Below are 20,135 nucleotides of genomic sequence, written 5' to 3'. Positions count from 1 at the left end.
AACCAAAACAACGCTTATGAACAAACTAGCCGTCCCTGACTCAACATCCATCGTCCGGCAGCAGATCAGCAATGGACTGGTAGTGCTGGTGCATGAGAATCATACCAACCCATCGCTGGTCCTCAGCGGCTATCTGCGCGGCGGCTCGCTGCTGGAAACGCCGGCCCAGAGCGGCCTGGCCAGCTTCACCGCCTCGATGCTGCGCCGGGGCACCATCAACCGCTCTTTTGCGGACATCAACGAGAGCCTGGAAGCCGTGGGCGCATCCTTTGGCGTGGGCAGCGGTCGTCACATTACCGACTTCGGCGGCAAGTGCCTGAGCGAAGACCTGCCGCTGCTGCTCGACATCATGACCGATGTGCTGACCAACCCCATCTTCCCGGAGGAGCACGTGGACAAGGTGCGCGGGCAGGTGCTGACGGGCCTGCAGGAACGTGACAATGACACGCGCAGCATGGCCTCGCTGACCTTCCACCAACTGCTGTACGGCGCCGATCACCCCTATGGCCGCAGCCTGGCCGGCGAACGTGAGACGGTGACCGGCATCACGCGACTGGACATGGTGGATTTCTACCGCCGCACCTACGGTCCGGTCGGAGGCGTGCTGGTCGTCGTAGGTGATGTGCAAACGGACCAGTTGCTGGCGCAACTGGAGCAGTTGCTGGGCGGCTGGCATCACCCGCCGGTCACGGCCAGCTTGCCGCCGGTCACCGCGCCCAATGACATCGTCCGGCGCAGCGTGCCCATTGCCGGCAAAACACAGACCGACATTGTGCTGGGCTGGCTGGGACCACAACGCGACGACCCCGATTACTACGCCGTGTCCCTGGCCAACACCATCCTGGGGCGCTTTGGCATGATGGGGCGCCTGGGTGAGAATGTGCGCGAGAAACAAGGGCTGGCTTACTACGCGTACAGCGCGGTGGAAAGCGGCGAAGGCCCCGGCGCGTGGATGGCGGCGGCCGGCGTCAACCCGGCCAATGTGGAGCGCACCATCAGCAGCGTGCTGGAAGAAATCGTGCGCCTGCGCGACGAGCCGATCCCGCAGGAAGAGCTGGCCGATTCCCAAGCCTTCATGACCGGCATCGTGCCCCTACGCTTGGAAACAAACCAGGGCGTGGCCGATACCATTTCTGACATGGAGCACTTCAACCTGGGGTTGGACTTTCTCAAGCACTACCCCACGTTCATCAATCAACTAACCGCCGCGCAGTTGCAGGCGGCCGTGCGGCGTTTCCTTGACCCCGCCCAGCACGCCCTCGCGATTGCCGGCCCACCAACGGCCGATTGATCTGAATTGGAAATGCGCCGCACTTATTCGGCGCTCCGGGATCGCACTGCCCCCAAACAGGACTACAGGCTCGATGACGCTGACGGTTGGTGTGGATATTATTGACGTGTCTCGCGTGCAGGCCATCCTCGATCGGCATCAGGCGCGCTTCCTGACGCGTGTTTACACGCCCCAGGAAGTGGCCGACTGCCAGGGACAGGCAACCTCCCTGGCCGCACGCTGGGCCGCCAAAGAAGCTGTGAGCAAGGCGCTCGGCTGTGGTTGGGATGGCATCCAGTGGACGGAGATCGAGATCGTGCGCACCCCTCACGGCCAACCGCTCGTCTCCTTGCATGGCGCCGCCCGCACCCTGGCCGAACAGATGGGATTACGACAGTGGGCCATTAGTTTGTCACACACGGCCGCCTACGCGGTGGCGTTTGTCGTGGCCCAGTGCGTTTTCGGAGAAAACGCATAAAGCAATGCGGAGGGGTAGGGATGACTGGCCCGGATATTCTGCTCATTGCCGACGATGCCCGCCTGATCCAGACAACCGAAGAAGCCTTGCAGGACTTCGGTCGCCTGGTCGTGCGTAGCGATCCTGATGAGGTGACACTCAGCCTGGCGCGCAACCGTTCGGTGGCCGTTCTCCTGGTTGAGGTGACAATCCCCGCGCGAGCCAGACTGGTTCAAGGGCCTGCGCGCAGCACAGGCCGAGGCCGTCTTACTTCTGCTGGCAACGCCCGAACAACTGCCGGCCGTCGTACCACTGACCCAGTACGAACTATCGGAGATCGTGCTGCTGCCGGTCAGCGCTGCAGCCCTGCGCGACGCCGTGGCGCGCGCCATGCAACGGCGACGTTCCAGCCGCGAGCTGGCGCGCTTGCGTGCCCTGGTGCCACTGTACGAGATGAGCCGCATGTTCATGCTGCAGACCGACCTGGACGAACTGCTGCACCGCGTGCTGGAGACCGCCGTCAACGAGACCGGCGCGCAACGTGCCTCCCTCATGCTGATTGACGAGAATCGCCTGTATCTCACCATTCAGGCTGCGGTCGGGATTTCAACCGATGTCATCTCACAGACCCAGGTGCGCCTCGGCGAAGGCATCGCCGGCTGGGTCGCCAAGACCGGCCAGCCGCTGGTGGTCAACGGCCCCGATGACCTGCCCGAATTCCTGCGCCAGAGTATGCTCGGTGGCGTTCTACGCTCCGCGTTGTCCTTGCCTCTCACGGCCAAAGGCCAGGTCATCGGCGTCATCAACCTGACCAAGACCACCCTGGAAGCGCCGTTTGTCCTGGGCGATGCCGAGCTGCTCTCGGTACTGGTGGGGCAGGCTGCGGTTGCCATCGTCAACGCGCGCCTCATCAAGCAGATGGAAGCCGCCTACGAAGAGCTGTCGCGCCTGGAACACCTGAAGACCGAATTCATCAACATCGCCGCGCATGAACTGCGCTCCCCGGTGAGCATTGTGCTTGGCTATGCCAGCCTGCTCGCCGAGATGGCGCCCCCGGAGATGCAAGACCTGATTGATCCCCTGCACAGCCAGGCGCGGCAGTTGGAGCGCATCGTAGATGATCTCTTCCACCTCGACTACCTGAAATCGCTCAAAGAATTCGACCCCGGCGTTGATATCAAAACCCTCGATCTGGCTGACTGCGCCCGCTTTGCCGTCCGTGAAGCGCAGGCGGTCGCGGAGGTGCGCAACCTGAAACTGGCACTGACCACGCCTGAGCCGGTTTGGGTTCTGGGTGATCTGCCAAGCCTGCGCCGCATCTTGCGCCATCTGCTCGACAACGCGCTGAAGTTCACCCCGGCCGGGGGCCAGGTGCAGATCAACGTGATCGCCGAAGGAGGCGAAGCCTTCCTGCGCGTGCAGGATACCGGCCCAGGCGTGCCTTCCGAAGAACGCGAGCGCATCTTTGCGCCATTCTACCAGGTTGGATCATCCCTGCGGCGCAGTCACGGCGGTATGGGGTTGGGGCTGAGCCTGGCGCGGCGCATGGTGCAAACGCAAGGCGGCCGCCTGTGGCTCGAGGCGCGGCCTGGCCCCGGCGCATCCTTCTGCCTGGCCCTGCCGCTGGCGCCTCAAAAACCCGTCGGTGAGTGAAGATGAAATCTCCACTGCTGCTGCCCCGCCTGCCCCGCCTGGCCTGGATGCTCCTGCTGATTGGCGGCCTGATCTGGATCAATGCGGCGCGGGTCCGCGACTCCGCCCAGTTCGGCCTGCCAGGGCAGCGCCCACCCAGCCCGCAGATCGGTTTCCCTGCCCCTGACTTTGCCCTCAGCGATTTGGCAGGCCAGACCGTGCGCCTGGCGGACCTGCGCGGGCAGCCGCTGGTGCTCAACTTCTGGGCCACCTGGTGTCCGCCCTGCCGCGCCGAAATGCCCGCCTTGCAGAGCATAGCGCTCAGCACGGCGTCGCGCGGTGTGCGCGTGGTAGGCATCAACCAGGCCGAAGATGCCGCCCAGGTCACCGGGTTCATGCAGACCCTCGGTTTGGATTTCCCCGTGCTGCTCGACCGCGACGCGGCGGTCAGTCAGCTCTACCGCGTGCGCTCGCTGCCCACCACCTTCTTCGTGGATCGCGATGGCGTGATCCGCGAGATCGTCATCGGCGGCCCCATGAGCCAGGCCCTGTTGGCAAGTAAGATAGAAAGCCTGCTGAAGTAGGGACAACTGTGCGTTTTCGGAGAAAACGTAGACCATGCTGAGAACCATTCTGATTGCCGGTGTCAGCCTGCCGCTCAAGCCTCTGCTGGCGCTGGCCGCCCTCTACGCGGCGCTATGGCTGGCCGCACGCCTGGCGCGCCGCCGCGGCCTGGACGGCGATCACCTCTGGAACCTGGGCTTCGTCAGCGCCATTGCGGCGCTGGTCGGCGGCCGCGTGGCCTATGTGCTGCAATTCTGGCCGGCCTATCAGCAAGACCCGCTCGCCATTTTTTCCGTGCGGCCGGGCACCCTGGCCTGGACGCCTGGCCTGCTCATCGGCCTGTTGGCAGGGTTGCTCTACGTCCGACGCCTGCATTTGCCGCTGACGACGGTGCTGGACGCGCTCGCGCCGGGCGCCCTGCTTGGGCTGGCGATCCTGAGTCTGGCTGATTTCCTGGCCGGTGACGCCTATGGCACGCCCACCACGCTGCCGTGGGCCGTGGAGTTATGGGGCGCCCGCCGCCATCCGGTGCAGCTCTATCAACTGGGCGCCCAACTCGCGGCGCTTTTCCTGGTGCTGCGCCGACCGGCAACCTGGCCGGGTCAACCGTGCGTTTTCGGAGAAAACGCAGGGCTGACCCTCTTCCTCTATGCGCTCAGCCGTTTGCTATTCGACGCCTTCCGCGGCGATAGCCTGATCCTGGCCGGCGGCTTCCGCGCCGAGCAGATCGGCGCCCTGGCGGTGGCCCTGTTGGCCCTGCCAGCCGCGCTGGCCGCGCCGCCGCAGGCCGAGGTCAGCACGCCGTCCGTGTGACATGGATCGTGGCCTGCTGGGCGGCCCGGCAGTTTTTGGGCGGGCGCTGAACGCAAGCGCAATGAGAGCGCTCGCCGGGAGATTCGCATGAAATACCTGATCGTCAATGCCGATGACTATGGCCTGGCTGCGTCGGTCTCGGCCGGCATTCGCCAGGCCCACCTGCAAGGCATCGTGACCTCCACCACGGTCATGATGAACATGCCCGATACGGAGCCGGCCTTGCGCCTGGCGGCGGAGCTGTGCCCCAACCTGGGCCTGGGCGTCCATCTCAACCTGACGGCCGGGACGCCGCTCTTGCCGCCGTCGCAACTGCCTGGGCTGCTGCGCCTGGGAGACGGCGGCCGCTTCCCGCGTGAACCTGCGCTGCGGGCCGCCGCGGCGCACCTGCCCATCAACGAGGTGGCAGCCGAATGGCGCGGCCAGATCGAGCGCTTCATCCACCTGACGGGCAAAGCGCCCGATCACCTGGACAGCCACCACAATTCATCCTACGTCACCTATCCGCTCTTCCAGGCCATGCTGGCCCTGGCCACCGACTACGGCTGCGCGATCCGACTGCCGTTCGGGGCGCCCCGCCCCGGCGCTGCGAGCGTGCTGCCGGCCGATTTTCCGGCCGGCTTTTCGCCACAGGCACGCGCCCGGCAGATGGGCGTGGCCGCGCCTGACCGCTTCGTGGATGATTTCTACGGCGACCGGGCCACGCTGGCCGTGCTCACCGACGTGCTGGACACCCTCCCCGACGGCGTGACCGAGGTGATGTGCCATCCAGCCGTGGCCGACGACGCGCTGCCGCAGATTTCCAGCTACCACAGCGGCCGCGTCGCAGAGTTGGCGCTGCTCACACACCCGCTGATGGTCGAAAAAATCCAGGCCAACGGCATCGTGCGCCTGACCTTTGCCCAGATGCAGGCGTTGGCGCGATGACCGATTACTTCCTGGGCGTGGACGTGGGCGCCACCAAGACCCACGCGCTGATCACAGACGCAGAGGGAAATCTCCTCGGCAAAGGCACGGCCGGCGGCGGCAACCCCACGATGACCAGTTACGAGCTGTTCGGCAGGGTCGTCGCTGCCGCAACCTGGCAGGCGCTGGCGCAGGCACGCATCACCATGCCGCAGATCAGCGCGGCCGGCTTCGGCGTGGCCGGCTACGACTGGCCCTCGCAGCGCGGCCTCACCCTGGCCGCGCTGGATCTACTGGAATTGACCGCGCCCTGTGATCTGGTCAACGACGCGGTGTTGGGCTTGCTGGCGAATGCGCGGCGCGGCTGGGGCATCTCGCTTGTCGCCGGCACCGGCTGCAACTGTTGGGGGCGCAACCAGGCCGGGCAGATGGGGCACATGACGGGCGCCGGCAACATCCTGGGCGAGTACGCGGGCGGCAGCGAGTTGATCGCCCGTGCGCTGCACCGGGTGGCCTATGCCTGGACCGGACGCGAGGGGCCGACCGCGTTGAGCGACGCCTTCATCGCGGCCGCCGGCGCGCAAGACCTGGAGGACCTCGTCGCAGGGCTGACCATCAATCGTTACGTGCTCGACGCCAGCCACGCGCCGTTGATCTTCGACTGCGCGGCGCAGGGCGACGCGGCCGCGCTGGAGCTGCTGCACTGGGCAGGCGACGAACTGGGCGTCATGGTCATCACCGTCGCCCGGCAAATCGGCGTGCAGCAGGCCGCGCCCGACGTGGTGTTGATCGGTGGTCTGTTCAAGGGTACACCGTCGCTGCAAGACCTGGTGGAAGCCAGCGTGCGGCCGCAGATGCCCGGCGTCACCTTTGTGTCCATGCAGGCCCCGCCGGTGATCGGCGCGGTCATCCTGGCGATGGAGCGCGCCCGACGCCCCGCGCACGCCATTCGCCAGGCCCTGCTCGCCCTGCAGACGCAGGCCCCTGTGACCTTTTAGAGCGATTGAAATCGCGCCTGATGGGCGTTCCGCCGGGCGTCCACCTGCGTGGACGCGATGTCGGTCGGCGCAGGCCGACCTTGCGGCGGAACGCCCCTTCGCCCCGAATTCATTCGGCGGCTGCCAGGAGTTGACAGAATGCTCAAGATTACCGTGATCGGCGCCGGTTCCACCTACACTCCTGAGCTTGTCGTAGGTTTCCTGACCCGGCTCACCAGCCTGCCCCTGACCGAACTCTGCCTGATGGACATTGACCCGCAGCGGCTGGAAATCGTCGGCGGCTTTGCCCAGCGCATCGCGCAGGCCCACGGCTCGCCCTTTCGGGTCGTGCTCAGCCAGGACTTGCGCCAGGCCATCGCCGGCGCCTCCTACGTCATCACCCAATTTCGTGTAGGCATGATGGCCGCCCGCCGCGCCGACGAATACCTGGGTCAGCGCCACGGCCTGATCGGACAAGAAACGACCGGCGTAGGCGGCATCGCCAAGGCTCTGCGCACCATTCCGGTCGTGCTGCACATCGCCGCGACCCTGGCGGAGGTCGCGCCCAATGCCCTCCTGCTCAACTTCACCAACCCATCGGGCCTGGTGACCGAGGCGTTGACGCGCTACGCCCCCGACGTGACGGCCGTGGGCGTGTGCAACTCAGGCATCACGGCCAAGATGCAATTTCTGGGTCTGTATCAAAGAATCGCGGGCCGCACCGTTGACCCTGACAACGTGCAGCTCGACACGCTGGGGCTGAATCACCTCACCTGGCATCGCGGCCTGTTCGTTGCAGGCGAACAGGTCTGGCCGCAGTTTTTTGCCGCCTACCTGGACGAACTCAAGGCGCAGGCGCATCCCGAGTGGGATATCCAAACCTTGCAGACGCTGGGCATGATTCCGAACTATTACCTGCAATACTTCTATTACCGCCAACGCAAGCTCGCCGCGCAAGATCAATGGCCGCCCTCGCGCGCCGAAGAGGTCATGCGCATCGAAGGCGACCTGCTGCGCCAGTACGCCGATCCAACGCTCACGGCGCCGCCAGCCGGTTTGATGCAGCGCGGCGGCGCCTGGTATTCCACCCTCGCCACGCAGGTCATTGTCAGCCATTACAACGATCTCGGCCAGATCCATGTGCTCAACACCCGTCACAACGGCGCGGTGAGTGGCTGGCCGGCCGATTGGGTGCTGGAGCTCCCCGCCAGGGTGGATGCACAGGGGATTCATCCGCTGCCCGCAGCCCCCCTGCCGCCGGTCTGCTTTGGCCTGCTGGCCGCCATCAAAATGGTCGAACTACTCACCGTCGCAGCCGCAGTGCATGGCGACCGCAACGCCCTCTACGAAGCCCTGCTCGTTCATCCGCTCGGACCGCAGGCCGACCAGGTGCAGGCGCTGTTGGATGATCTGCTGGAGACGAACCGGGCCTATCTGCCGCAGTTTTTCCAGGCGTAACCGCACGTCCCCCTCGCAGGGCTGCAGCAAGAGGACAGGCTCAGAGGCGCACGGCATCCGCGCCGGGCCGCTGCCACGAATTGCCACGAATTGAGTCGTCGCACCCAATACCAACCTGCTTTAGCAGGTTTTGGTGTATCAGACCGTGAATTCATTCACGGGGCTTAGAGGCGCGCGGCATCCGCGCCGGGCCGCTGCCACGAATTGAGTCGTCGCACCCAATACCAACCTGCTTTAGCAGGTTTTGTGTATCAGACCGTGAATTCATTCACGGGGCTCAGAGGCGCACGGCATCCGCGCCGGGCCGCTGCCACGAATTGAGTCGTCGCACCCAATACCAACCTGCTTTAGCAGGTTTTGGTGTATCAGACCGTGAATTCATTCACGGGGCTCAGAGGCGCACGGCATCCGCGCCGGGCCGCTGCCACGAATTGCCACGAATTGAGTCGTCGCACCCAATACCAACCTGCTTTAGCAGGTTTTGGTGTATCAGACCGTGAATTCATTCACGGGGCTCAGAGGCGCGCGGCATCCGCGCCGGGCCGCTGCCACGAATTGCCACGAATTGAGTCGTCGCACCCAATACCAACCTGCTTTAGCAGGTTTTGGTGTATCAGACCGTGAATTCATTCACGGGGCTCAGAGGCGCACGGCATCCGCGCCGAGCCGCTGCCACGAATTGAGTCGTCGCACCCAATACCAACCTGCTTTAGCAGGTTTTGGTGTATCAGACCGTGAATTCATTCACTTGCCCGGCTTGCTCAGAGGCGCACGGCATCCGCGCCGGGCCGCTGCCACGAATTGAGTCGTCGCACCCAATACCAACCTGCTTTAGCAGGTTTTGGTGTATCAGACCGTGAATTCATTCACGGGGCTCAGAGGCGCGCGGCATCCGCGCCGGGCCGCTGCCACGAATTGCCACGAATTGAGTCGTCGCACCCAATACCAACCTGCTTTAGCAGGTTTCGGCGTATCAGACCGTGAATTCATTCACGGGGCTCAGAGGCGCACGGCATCCGCGCCGGGCCGCTGCCACGAATTGCCACGAATTGAGTCGTCGCACCCAATACCAACCTGCTTTAGCAGGTTTTGGTGTATCAGACCGTGAATTCATTCACGGGGCTTGCCCGACGCTGCGTGGAGCAGCCAGCCTGCGCAAGGGGGAGGCCGACTACTTACCGGCCAACTGCTTGCGCGCGGACGCGCCGCTGAGCGGATAACCCAAGGCGCGGCCGATCAGGCAAAAATCGAATAGGCCTCCGGACATGGGCACCAACGCCACGATGGCGAGGACCGTGCCCATCGTACCCTTCACAACGAACAGCCCAACGCTCATAATGACGAGACCCAGCACGATTCGTGCTGCGCGCCCCATGCCACTGGTCATAAACTTGACGAACTGCATCTTGAACCTCCTGCACATGATACACACAATAGACGAACGGGAGTTTGTCGGTTGACAGATTCTCAGGATAGCATGTCAGTCACCCTGGTTCTCCGACTTTTGTCGGATCGCAACAACGACCCTCTCAGACTCAATAATCCGGGGCAGGGGCATGGCCTTGCGCCTGCCCGTGTGGGCGACCTGCCCGCGTGGGCGACCTGCCCGCGTGGGCGACCGCAAGGGTGCGCCCCTACTCTGACATGGATTCTCCATTTTTCAGTCTCTTCTCATTCTCTTCTCAGTCTCTCCTCAGTTCTCGCTTAGCCGTGTCTCAGGCCCCGGCGTGACAATGGTCGTGTAAGGAAGGCCAGGTGCGCTTTCCGTAACCGACATGAAACGAGAGGAGAACACGCGATGAGTCAAGACCAGGCTCTGATTTCAATCGAAAACGTGACGAAAACCTATCAGATGGGCGAGGTCACCGTGCAGGCGCTGCGCGGGGTCTCGCTGGAAGTTCGCCCCGGTGAGATGATGGCGATCATGGGGCCATCCGGTTCGGGCAAAACCACCCTGATGAACATCCTGGGCGCGCTCGATGTGCCGACCGGTGGCACCTATCTGCTTGCCGGGCAGAATGTCAGTCGGATGGCCCCCAACGCATTATCGGAAATTCGCAACCAGAAGATCGGCTTTGTCTTTCAGAGCTTCAATCTGCTGCCGCGCACCTCGGCCCTGGCCAATGTGGAATTGCCCTTGATCTACGCCGGTATCAGCCAGGGCCGCGACCGCTGCGTCGCGGCCCTGGAGATGGTCGGGCTGGGCGATCGCCTGCATCACAAGCCCAACGAACTCTCCGGCGGCCAGCAGCAGCGCGTGGCGATTGCCCGTGCCCTGGTCAATCACCCCAGCCTGATCCTGGCCGATGAGCCGACCGGCAACCTCGATTCGAAGGCCGGCGAAGAGGTGATGCGCATTTTCCAGGAGTTGAACGAACAGAAGGGCATCACGATCATGTTTATCACCCACGAGCCAGACATCGCCAGCCACACGCGGCGCATCGTGCGCCTGCAGGACGGCCTGATCGTGAGCGATACACCCGTCAGCGCGCCGCGACGCGCGGGCACAAACGGGCATGCCAACATCGAAGTGAAGGGTGCGGGAACCGCCCAAACAGCCGAAGGGAGCTATGTATGAAACACAATGGGCGTTTGATGATTGGGATTGTCATCGTCACGCTGGCCGTCGCCGGCGGCGGATATTGGACCTTTTTCGGTCGCGCAGCGACCGCCAGCAGCGTGAGTGCGCGGACCTACACGCAGGTGGTGGCGGTGACGCAGGGAAGGTTGAACGCCACCCTCAGCGTTGTCGGTCAGTTGGAGGCCGAGCAGAGCGCCGACCTGGCCTTCGAGCGGATGAGCGGGACAACCAACCTGCTCACCCTGGCGGTGCAGGCCGGCAACGTGGTAACCGCCGGGCAGGTCCTGGCGACGATTGACCAGGCGACCTATGAACAGGCGCGCGATCAGGCCCGGAGCGATCTGCAGGCAGCCGAGGAGACCTTGAGCGATCTGCAGACGCCGGCCACGGCCCTGGCAATTGCCCAGGCCGACGTGGCCGTGGCGGCAGCCCAGGTTCAGTTGCAGCAAGCGCAAGACGCACTCGATGCGTTGGTAAACCCTGATTTGCCCAGCCTGAAGGCGGCCGTGGCGAGTGCGCAGAGCGCGCTGGCCACGGCGCAGGCCGATGTGCTGGCACAGCAAGAGGACAGCGCAGCCAGGAAACAACTGGCAAGGCTGCAAACGGCCGAGGCAACCCCAACGGCTGATTATCAACGGCTGGCCGTGGAAGAGTACACCGACGACTACTACCGGGACCGGCTGCAGGTGGCCTACAACAAGATGATGGACGCGCAGGACACGCGCGTGACGTATCAGATCAGCCGCCAGGTGAGCGCCTTGCAGGCGCAGATGACGCTGCGCCGCAGTCAACAGGCGCTGGCGGATGCGCAGGAGGCATTGGCCGAGGCGCAGGCGGGCGGTGACAAGCTGGCGCTGGCGCAGGCCGAACTCGCCCTGCACCAGGCCGAAGTCGCGCTGCAGGCCGCCCAGGAAGCGCGCACCGACCTCGACGCCGGCGCCGATGCTACCAAGATCGCCGCTGCCCAGGCCGCCGTGGATAAGAAACGGCTGACCCTGGGCGAAGCCGAAGCCGCCCTCGCCGGCGCCCGGTTGCTGGCGCCCTTCGCCGGCGCCATCCTGCAAACCAACGTCAACGTGGATGACCAGGTGACCGCCAACACGACCATCCTCACCCTCGCCAATCTGGGGACCCTCGGCATGACCGCCAACGTCGAAATCCAGGTCGGTCAGGCTGCCGATGCCCTGCTGGTGCCCACCCTGGCCTTGACCAAAGCCAACGGCCTTTACCAGGTGCTCGTGCCGAACAGCGCCGATCCGAATGGCGATCCGGTCGCTGTGCCGGTGGAAATCGGTCTCAGCGATGGCGCCTACACTCAGATCGTCAAGGGCCTCAACCCCGGCGACCAGGTCGTCGTCCAGATTGCCTCCACCACCAGTAGCCCGCAGATGATGGGCGGGCCAGGCGGCATGGGCGCGATGGACGGCGGGGCGCCACCGGCGCCGCCATCATCAGCGGGCGGCACGCGCCCGTAACCGAAGCGAGGTAAAAGAGGTAAAAAACATGAAACGCACGATCAGAATCTTATTGGCAGCCGTCCTGGTTGCCGTGACAGCAGGTGGGTATTGGTTCTATCAGAGCCGGGCCGCGACCACGGCCAGCAGCGCAAGCGGTCAAACTTACACACAGATTGTGGATGTGACCCAGGGATCTCTCAACTCGAGCCTGAGTGTGGTGGGGCAGTTGGAGGCCAAGCAGAGCGCTAATCTGGCCTTCGAGCAGATGAGCGGGACAACCAATCTGCTCACCCTGGCGGTGCAGGCCGGCAACGTGGTGACAACCGGGCAGGTGCTGGCAACGATTGACCCGGCGCCGTATGAGCAGGCGCGGGATCAGGCCCGGAGCGATCTGCAGGCGGCCGAGGAAGCCTTGAGCGATCTGCAGACGCCGGCCACGACCCTGGCAATTGCCCAGGCCGATGTGGCTGTCTCCACGGCGAAGCAGGCGTTGGCCCAAGCCAATGACAAGTTGGCCGATTTCAAGTCGCCGGACCTGACCAGCCTGCGCAGCGCCGTGCAAGACGCGCAGGATAGCCTGGCTCTCTTGCAACTTCAGGCCACGCTGGCCGGCCATGAATCACTGGCCAAGAGCGAACGCGATTTACAGTACACCGTGAGTTGGTATCAGCGCCGCATTACCGAGCTGCAGGCGCTGAGCAACCCGAACGCGGAGCAGATCGCTGAGATTCCCGACGACCAGGTTTCGCTGGCCGCGGCGCAGGTTGACCTGGCGCGCGTGCAGGTTGAGCGTGAGCTGGCGCGCCAATCCAGAGCGGCCGAGGCGGCGAAGGCCAACGTCGTGCTGGCGGATGCGCAGGAGGCATTGGCCGAGGCACAGGCCGGCGGCGATAAGCTGGCGCTGGCGCAGGCCGAACTCGCCCTGCACCAGGCCGAAGTCGCGCTGCAGGCCGCCCAGGAAGCGCGCACCGACCTCGACGCCGGCGCCGATGCCACCAAGATCGCCGCTGCCCAGGCCGCCGTGGATAAGAAACGGCTGACCCTGGGCGATGCCGAAGCCGCCCTCGCCGGCGCCCGGTTGCTGGCGCCCTTCGCCGGCGCCATCCTGCAAACCAACGTCAACGTGGATGACCAGGTGACCGCCAACACGACCATCCTCACCCTCGCCAATCTGGGGACCCTGCAGGTCGTCGCCTCGGTGGACGAGACGACCATCCGCCAGATCAGCGCCGGGCAGGATGCCACCATCACCTTCGACGCCTTCCCCGGCCAGTCGTTGCAGGGCAAGGTGCTCACCGTGCCCCTGCAAGGCTCGCTGCAAGGCGGGGTCATGGTCTACGCCGTGCCGGTCTCTCTCAGCGGCGCCGACAACCTGGCCCTCCTCGTCGGCATGACCGCCAACGTCGAAATCCAGGTCGGTCAGGCTGCCGATGCCCTGTTGGTGCCCACTCTGGCCCTGACCAAAGCCAACGGCCTTTACCAGGTGCTCGTGCCGAATACCACCGATCCGAATGGCGATCCGGTGGCGGTGCCGGTCGAGGTGGGGCTGAGCGATGGGATCTACACGCAGATCGTCAAGGGTCTCAACCCCGGCGACCAGGTTGTTGTGCAGATGGCCTCCACCACGAGCAGCGCCAGCAGCGGAGGCGGCTCCGGCGGCAGTATGATGATGAATGTCACCCGGCAGTTGGGTGGGCGCTAAAAGGAGTCACCGATGAAGAAGCTCATGATGGTGTTACGCGTGGCCGTGAGTTCGCTGACCGCACACACGATGCGAACCGTGCTGACCATGCTGGGAATTGTGATTGGTGTCGCGGCGGTCATCGCCCTGGTAGCCGCAGGCACAGGCGCACAGGCGCAGGTGGTGAGCCAGTTTCAATCGTTAGGATCGAACCTGGTCACTGTGACCGCGATGTCGAACTTTGGCTTCTCACAGAGCGGCCTGCAGCAGAGCAGCCGCACGTTGACCATGAACGACGTGAACGCGATCAAGAGTCTGGCTACGTCGGTTAGCCAGGTGGCGCCGCTGTACAGCGCCAACGCCACGGTGACGTATGGCGGCAGCACGACCTCGACGACCATCAACGGTGTCACTGAGGAGTATGCCACCGTGCGCAACACAACCGTCACACGCGGACGATTCCTGACGCAGGGAGACAATGAAAACGTGGCGATGGTGGTCGTGCTTGGCACATCGGTGGTGGAGGATCTGTTTGGCAGTAGTGAGGTGAATGCCATCGGCGAGACGGTGCGCATCAACCGCCAGAACTACGAAGTGATCGGCGTGTTGAAGTCCAAGGGGCAAAGCGGGCCGCAAAATCAGGATGACATCATCATCATGCCGTTGCGCACCGCGCAGCTCAAGCTGGGCGGCGCGGGCACCATCACCCTGCGCTCGATCAACCTGCAGGTGCGCACGGCCGAGGAGATGGACCTGGCGCAGGCGCAGGTGACGGCAATTCTACGCACCCTGCATGGCCTGGCAACCGGCGCGGATAACGACTTCCTGGTGCAAAACCAGGCCGACATCCTGAGCAGCGTCGCGGAGACATCGGGAACCTTCACGACTTTGCTGGGCAGCATTGCGGCCATCTCGCTCCTGGTGGGCGGTATCGGCATCATGAACATCATGCTGGTCAGCGTCACCGAACGCACGCGCGAGATTGGTCTGCGCAAGGCCGTGGGGGCCAAGCGCGGGGACATCCTGGTGCAATTCCTGACGGAGGCGATTGTCATGAGTGCCCTGGGTGGTGTGGTCGGCGTGGCGCTCGGTGTCGTCGGCGCCCAGATCATCACGCCATTGCTGGGCAGCAGCCAGGCCGTAGTGACCAGCCAAAGTGTGGTGCTGGCCCTGGCCGTCTCGCTGGCGATCGGAGTCTTCTTCGGCCTCTACCCGGCCAACCGCGCCGCCAGTCTGAATCCGATCGACGCGCTGCGCTACGAATAGAAGTCCGATCGTCAGTCCCCCCCGCAGGCAAGCCACGCCGCCAGCAGAACAATCTGCTGACGGCGTGGCTTGTTGTTTTCAGGCGCTTCCCCTCACTATTTTGGGCGGCCAGTTTGACATTTGATACGCCTTTGGGGTAAGATAATTGGAGTTTGATTCCTCGGTTGTAAATGCCCCGACCGGCCTGGCATGCCGATCTGAAACGCTGACGACTTTTCACCGAAACAAGGGAAAGCGCTATGAACTTCGTTCTGAACGGTCAACTCAAGCACTTCGAGGGTGACCCTGATCTGCCGCTGCTGACCTACCTGCGCCAGCATGAAGGGATCATCTCGCCCAAGGATGGCTGCTCACCCCAGGCGGCCTGCGGCTGCTGCGCGGTGGACCTCAACGGTAAGGCGGTGCTCTCCTGCGTCACGCCCATGAAGAAGGCGGACGGTGGGCAGGTTACCACCACAGAGGGCCTGGGCGAGTATCGCCAGCGGGTCTTTGCGCACGCCTTTGTGGCCACTGGCGGCATTCAATGCGGCTTCTGCATTCCTGGCATGGTCATGCAGGCCAATGCGCTCATCAATCGCCAGCCGCAGCCCAACCGCGACGAGATCACCAGGGCGCTGACGCCGCACCTGTGCCGCTGCACGGGGTATAAGAAGATTGTAGATGCGATTGAAGTGGCCGCGGGCGCCATTTGGCACGAGGAAGAGGTTCCACAGCCCGTCACGCCAGGGCATGTGGGCGATCGCCATCCCAAATACGATTCCTACAGCGCCGTGCTTGGTCAACGTCCTTACGTGGATGACATCCAGATCGAAGGCATGCTGCATGGGGCGCTGCGTTTCAGTGACTATCCACGCGCCCGCGTCCGGCGCCTGGACACCACGGCCGCCAGCCAGGTGCCGGGCGTGCTGCGCATCGTCACCGCGGCCGATGTGCCGGGGCGCCGGCATGTGGGGTTGATCCAGCAGGACTGGCCGTTGATGGTGGCGGTGGGCGAAGAGACGCGTTACATCGGCGATGTGCTGGCGGAGGTCGTGGCAGAGACAGAGCAGGCGGCCCGCCTGGCGGCGACCAAGATCGAGGTTGACTACGAAGTGTTGGCGCCGCTGACCGATCCCTTCGAGGCGCTGCTGCCCGATGCACCGCAGTTGCACCCCGCCGGCAACGTGTTGGACAGCACGATCATCAAGCGTGGTGATCTGCAGGCGGCGCAGCGGGCATCGGCCTTCATTTCCTCGGATCGCTATCAAACCCAGCGCATCGAGCATGGCTATATGGAGCCGGAAGCGGCCATCGCCTACCCGGAGGAGGACGGACTCACCGTGCTCTCGCAGAGCCAGGGCGTCTACGAAGACCGCACGCAGATTGCGGCGCTGATGGGCATGCCGGAAGAACAAATTCGGGTGATTTTGGTGCCCAACGGCGGCGGATTTGGCGGCAAGGAGGATCTGTCGGTGCAGGGACACGCGGCGCTGATCGCCTATCTGCTGCGCCGGCCGGTGAAGGTGAAGCTGACGCGGGATGAGTCCATTCGGATGCACCCAAAGCGCCATCCCATGGTGCTGGATTATCGCGTGGGCTGCGATGCGGCCGGCAAGCTGACTTTTGTGCAGGCGCGCATCATTGGCGATTCCGGGGCCTACGCGTCGGTCGGCGCCAAGGTGTTGGAGCGGGCCGCTGGTCACGCCACGGGCGCGTATCATGTGTCGGTCGCGGACATCGAGGCGGTGGCAGTGTACACCAATAACGTGCCGTGCGGCGCCATGCGCGGGTTTGGCGTCAATCAAGCGGCCTTTGCCATCGAGGGTTGCATTGACGACCTGTGCCAGCAGGGGGGCTTCGACCGCTGGCAGTTCCGCTATGACAACGCGATTACTGAGGGCAGCATGACGGCGACGGGACAGGTGATTGAGGGCGGAGCCGGATTGCGCGCCACGCTCCTGGCCGTCGAAGACGAGTTTCGTGCGGCCAGGTTTGCCGGGCTGGCCTGCGGCATCAAGAATACCGGTATCGGCAACGGCGTGACCGATGCCTCACGCGTGCGCATCAGTGTGCTGGCGGCCGACAGGATCGTGGTTGACCACGGCTGGACCGAGATGGGGCAGGGCGTACACACGGTCGCCTTGCAGACTCTGTGTACCGAGACCGGCGTTGACCCCAGAATTGTCGAGATGCGGGTAGACACGGCTTCCGGGCAAGAGGCCGGCATGACCACCGCGTCGCGCGCCACATCGCTGGTGGGCAATGCGATGATTGACGCGGCGCGCAAACTGCGCGCCGATTTGGATCAGACCGGCGGCCGCCTGGATCCCCTGGTGGGCCGCGCCTACGAGGGCAGTTGGCGCGTGGAATGGACAACGCCGGTCAAGGCGGCGACGGAGACTTCCGGGGTCCCGGAGCGTATCGCCACCCACTATTCGTATAGCTACGCCACGCAACTTGTCATTTTGAACGATGACGGGCAGATTGCCAAGATTGTGGCGGCGCATGACGCGGGCAAGATCTTCAACCCGACGCTTTTCGAGGGCCAGGTGGAAGGCTCGTTGCACATGGGGCTGGGCTATGCGATCAGCGAGGATCTGCCGATGGAAGGCGGCTATTTCAAGAGCACGCGCCTGCGCCAGTGCGGCATCCTGCGCGCCAAAGAAATGCCGGAGATCGAGGTGATCGGCGTCGAGGTGCCGGACCCCTACGGGCCTTACGGCGCCAAGGGGGTGGGCGAGATCGGCCTGGTGCCGACGGCCGGCGCGGTGGCCAATGCGCTGTGTCAGTTCGATGGCGTGCGCCGCACGCGGCTGCCGATGGCGCTGCCCAAGCGGGCGCGTTGATCTGCCCATGCGCCGAACCATGTCGGCGCTCCCGATCCGAAGTCCCCGACTTGTCGGGGACTGTTCCTAATGATGATAGGGGTGGCTTTTCATGAGCGAACCAGGTGAGCAGAGTGGCTTGGCGAGGCGGCTGAACAGCAGCCGGCTCTTCGATGCGCTCCTGCCGTTCTTTGCCACGATCCTGGCCCTGGTCGTCGGGGCCGTTCTGCTGACGATCTTGGGCGTCAACCCGCTGACCGCCTACGGCTCACTGTTGCGCGGGGCGTTTGGCACGGTCAGCGGCTTTACCCAGACCCTGGCCAAGTCCACGCCGCTGCTGCTGGTGGCGCTCGGTATCTGTATTGCCTTTCGCGGCGGGGTCATCAACATCGGCGGCGAGGGACAGATCATCATCGGCGCCGTGGCGGCCGCGGCCGTCGCTCTGGCCTTGCCCACTCTGCCCGGTGTGCTGCTGGTGCCGCTGACCCTGGGGGCGGGGGTGGCAGGTGGGGCCGTGTGGGGCGGCATCGCCGGCGTGCTCAAGGCCCGCTTTGGGGTCAACGAGATTCTGAGCACCGTCATGCTCAACGCCATCGCGCTGCAGTTGATGAATTTTCTGCTGCGTGGCCCCATGCTTGATCCGGAGCAAATTGCCGCCGGCACGAACATTCCCCAGAGCGCCACGCTGCCGGATCAGGTGTGGCTCTTGCGCCTGGTGCCGCGCACCCTGTTGCATGCCGGGTTGGTTCTGGCGGTGATTTTGGCGGTGGTGGTTTTCATCTTTCTGTGGCGCACCACCATCGGTTTCCGTATCCGCGCAGTCGGTCTCAACCCCTCAGCCGCGCGCTACGCAGGCATCCCGGTGCGGCGCTACATGGCCCTGGCGCTGATCCTCAGCGGCGCGTTTGCCGGCCTGGCCGGCGCCGTCGAAGTGACGGGGGTTCATCATCGCATGATCGAAGGGTTGTCGGGCGGCTATGGCTTCAGCGGCATTGTGGCCGCGCTCTTTGGCAAGCTGCACCCGCTGGGGGCGATCCCGGCCTCGATCATCTTTGGCGGCCTGTTGGTGGGCGCCGACAAGATGCAGCGCACGGTGCAGGTGCCCAGTTCGCTGGTGGTGGCCATCAACGGCCTGATTGTGCTCTTCGTGGTGGCCAGCGACTATTTTGTGCGACGGCGCGCCCTGCGCCGCGTGGCGCCCGTGGCCCCGACCGCCGAGATTTCCCCTGTCATCCCTCCACAGGAGGCGGCCGGTGATTAGTGATCTGCTCACAACCGCGGTGTTGATCGGCATCCTGCACAGCGGCATCCGCCTGGCCACGCCCTATCTGCTGGCCGCACTCGGTGAGGCGGTCTCCCAGCGGTCCGGGGTGCTTGATCTGGGCGTGGACGGCATCATGCTGATGGGGGCGTTTGCCGCGTTCTTCACGGTTTTCCAAACCGGCAACCTGTGGTTGGGCGTCGGCGCGGCGCTTGTGGTGGGCGCGTTGATGGGCCTGTTGATGGCGGTCATCAGCGTGACGTTTCAGGCCGAACAGGGCATCAGCGGCATCGGTCTCTATCTGTTCGGCCTGGGGCTTAGCAGCCTGCTCTTCCGTGTCCTGATCGGTTCAGTCGTGGGGGTCAGCGGTTTCGAGGAGATCAAGATCCCTGTCCTGAGTAGCATCCCGGTCGTGGGCGACATCTTCTTCAACCATAACATCCTGGTCTACCTGGCCTATCTCATGGTGCCGGCGATCTGGTTCCTGTTCGACAAGACCACGCTGGGCCTGAAGGTGCGGGCCGTCGGCCAGAATCCAGAGGCGGCCGATTCGCTCGGCGTCAGCGTCAACCGTGTGCGCTACTTCGGGGTGATTTTTGGCGCCGCGCTGGCGGGCGTGGCCGGCGCGTCCCTGAGCATCGGCACCCTGAACGTTTTTCAGGAGAACATGACCAATGGCTTGGGCTTCATCGCCGTGGCGTTGGTCTACTTTGGCGGCTGGCGGCCCGTGGGCGTGCTGCTCGGTTCGCTGCTCTTCGCCACCGTCAACTCGCTGCAGTTGTGGGTACAGGTCAAGGGCATCCCCATCCCGTCTGATCTGGCCGTGATGCTGCCGTACCTGTTGACGATTATTGTTCTGATCTTTGCCACCAACCAGATCAAACAGCCGGCTGCGCTCGATAAGCCGTTCGAGCGCAGCGGTTGATGGCAGATATGAAATCACTTGAGAAAGGCACTCGAAAAATCGAGTGCCATCAGGCGTCGAACTTGTTCGGCGGATTGTTGAGT

General features: G+C 64.2%; 16 protein-coding genes. 15 read left to right on the top strand and 1 reads right to left on the bottom strand.

Annotation, left to right across the window (positions count from 1 at the left end; translation table 11 throughout):
- The first annotated feature begins 16 nt into the window (after positions 1-16).
- The 8 genes from IPM84_07035 to IPM84_07000 all read left to right on the top strand — a co-directional run bounded on the left by IPM84_07035 (position 17) and on the right by IPM84_07000 (position 8,077).
- On the top strand, positions 17-1,291 hold the full coding sequence (locus IPM84_07035) for an insulinase family protein (protein MBK9092521.1): 1,275 nt from the start codon (positions 17-19) through the stop codon (positions 1,289-1,291).
- A 73-nt stretch (positions 1,292-1,364) separates the two neighbouring features.
- Complete coding sequence (locus tag IPM84_07030; GenBank protein ID MBK9092520.1) at positions 1,365-1,748, top strand: holo-ACP synthase; 384 nt, start codon at positions 1,365-1,367, stop codon at positions 1,746-1,748.
- A gap of 318 nt (positions 1,749-2,066) precedes the next feature.
- On the top strand, positions 2,067-3,380 hold the full coding sequence (locus IPM84_07025) for a GAF domain-containing sensor histidine kinase (GenBank protein ID MBK9092519.1): 1,314 nt from the start codon (positions 2,067-2,069) through the stop codon (positions 3,378-3,380).
- A 2-nt stretch (positions 3,381-3,382) separates the two neighbouring features.
- Positions 3,383-3,943: a TlpA family protein disulfide reductase gene (locus IPM84_07020; protein ID MBK9092518.1), complete on the top strand. Its 561-nt coding sequence runs from the start codon at positions 3,383-3,385 to the stop codon at positions 3,941-3,943.
- Between the two features lie 34 nt (positions 3,944-3,977).
- Positions 3,978-4,736, top strand: coding sequence for a prolipoprotein diacylglyceryl transferase (locus IPM84_07015; GenBank protein ID MBK9092517.1), 759 nt, complete (start codon positions 3,978-3,980; stop codon positions 4,734-4,736).
- 87 nt (positions 4,737-4,823) lie between these two features.
- Positions 4,824-5,663 (top strand): ChbG/HpnK family deacetylase, encoded by an 840-nt coding sequence (locus IPM84_07010; protein MBK9092516.1) that lies wholly within the window; start codon positions 4,824-4,826, stop codon positions 5,661-5,663.
- Positions 5,660-6,640, top strand: a complete 981-nt coding sequence (locus IPM84_07005) for a hypothetical protein (GenBank protein MBK9092515.1) — start codon at positions 5,660-5,662, stop codon at positions 6,638-6,640. The genes IPM84_07010 and IPM84_07005 overlap by 4 nt, the downstream gene beginning before the upstream one ends.
- Positions 6,641-6,778: 138 nt before the next feature.
- The gene (locus IPM84_07000; protein MBK9092514.1) at positions 6,779-8,077 is read left to right on the top strand and encodes a 6-phospho-beta-glucosidase; all 1,299 of its coding nucleotides are present in this window, start codon (positions 6,779-6,781) and stop codon (positions 8,075-8,077) included.
- 1,171 nt (positions 8,078-9,248) lie between these two features.
- Here the strand turns inward: IPM84_07000 and IPM84_06995 are convergent.
- Positions 9,249-9,482, bottom strand: a complete 234-nt coding sequence (locus IPM84_06995) for a DUF2892 domain-containing protein (protein ID MBK9092513.1) — start codon at positions 9,480-9,482, stop codon at positions 9,249-9,251.
- Positions 9,483-9,893: 411 nt separating this feature from the next.
- Between IPM84_06995 and IPM84_06990 the strand changes: the two genes are divergently transcribed.
- The 7 genes from IPM84_06990 to IPM84_06960 all read left to right on the top strand — a co-directional run bounded on the left by IPM84_06990 (position 9,894) and on the right by IPM84_06960 (position 20,052).
- A complete protein-coding gene (locus tag IPM84_06990) occupies positions 9,894-10,655 on the top strand; it encodes an ABC transporter ATP-binding protein (GenBank protein MBK9092512.1) in 762 nt (253 codons plus the stop codon).
- A complete protein-coding gene (locus IPM84_06985) occupies positions 10,652-12,133 on the top strand; it encodes a biotin/lipoyl-binding protein (protein MBK9092511.1) in 1,482 nt (493 codons plus the stop codon). The genes IPM84_06990 and IPM84_06985 overlap by 4 nt, the downstream gene beginning before the upstream one ends.
- 28 nt (positions 12,134-12,161) lie before the next feature.
- The gene (locus tag IPM84_06980) at positions 12,162-13,817 is read left to right on the top strand and encodes an efflux RND transporter periplasmic adaptor subunit (protein ID MBK9092510.1); all 1,656 of its coding nucleotides are present in this window, start codon (positions 12,162-12,164) and stop codon (positions 13,815-13,817) included.
- 24 nt (positions 13,818-13,841) lie between these two features.
- Positions 13,842-15,062 carry an ABC transporter permease gene (locus IPM84_06975; protein ID MBK9092509.1) on the top strand — a complete coding sequence of 407 codons (1,221 nt, stop codon included), beginning with the start codon at positions 13,842-13,844 and terminating at the stop codon, positions 15,060-15,062.
- 239 nt (positions 15,063-15,301) lie between these two features.
- Positions 15,302-17,887: a selenium-dependent xanthine dehydrogenase gene (gene xdh / locus IPM84_06970; GenBank protein ID MBK9092508.1), complete on the top strand. Its 2,586-nt coding sequence runs from the start codon at positions 15,302-15,304 to the stop codon at positions 17,885-17,887.
- 91 nt (positions 17,888-17,978) lie between these two features.
- On the top strand, positions 17,979-19,127 hold the full coding sequence (locus IPM84_06965) for an ABC transporter permease (protein ID MBK9092507.1): 1,149 nt from the start codon (positions 17,979-17,981) through the stop codon (positions 19,125-19,127).
- Positions 19,123-20,052: an ABC transporter permease gene (locus IPM84_06960; protein ID MBK9092506.1), complete on the top strand. Its 930-nt coding sequence runs from the start codon at positions 19,123-19,125 to the stop codon at positions 20,050-20,052. The genes IPM84_06965 and IPM84_06960 overlap by 5 nt, the downstream gene beginning before the upstream one ends.
- Positions 20,053-20,135: the final 83 nt, after the last annotated feature.

Source organism: Candidatus Amarolinea dominans, assembly GCA_016719785.1.
Lineage (GTDB): Bacteria > Chloroflexota > Anaerolineae > SSC4 > Amarolineaceae > Amarolinea > Amarolinea dominans.
Note: the sequence above shows the minus strand (reverse complement) of the source record. Positions and strands in the feature narration are given on the sequence as shown.